This is a genomic window from Paraburkholderia sp. EG304, from assembly GCF_046543485.1.
Classification (GTDB): Bacteria; Pseudomonadota; Gammaproteobacteria; order Burkholderiales; family Burkholderiaceae; genus Paraburkholderia; species Paraburkholderia youngii.
Window position 1 is genome coordinate 1 of record NZ_JBKGUA010000350.1, and the last position, 433, is coordinate 433.

1 pseudogene is annotated in these 433 nt (G+C 72.3%); it reads right to left on the reverse strand.

The features are described from left to right. Positions 1-433: pseudogene (locus tag ACLFKU_RS44235) on the reverse strand (hypothetical protein); the annotation flags it as partial.

The window sequence follows — 433 nt, forward strand, 5'->3', positions numbered from 1 at the left end:
GGAGAATGCACGCGCCTGGTTCTGCATGCCCAGGTCCAGCGCCTGCACCCGGTGCAGCAAGGCCTGCTCCACCGCCGGGGTCAGGCTGCCGGCGGCATGTCCGGCCTGGACCCGGTCGGTGATGGCGGCCAGTTGCAGCAGGTCGTCATCGGTGCCGCGCCACACGCGGACCGCATCGCGGAAATAGGCCTGGTCACGCAGGTAGCGGTAGGAGAGGATCAGGCGGTTGATGTCACCGCGGGCGTTGCCGCCTTCGATGAACCCCCGGCGTGCCGCGGCAATGTCCGGCTCGGCCTGTTCCAGGGCGCGGCGGGCATGCAGATCGCCCGGCGGCTCCCGCAGTGCCTGCCGCGTCGCGGCGAGGTCGGCGGGATCGCCGGAGGTGATGTAGCGCGACCGCGCAGGGGTGGCCTGCTGCTGGCCCCGCGACCAG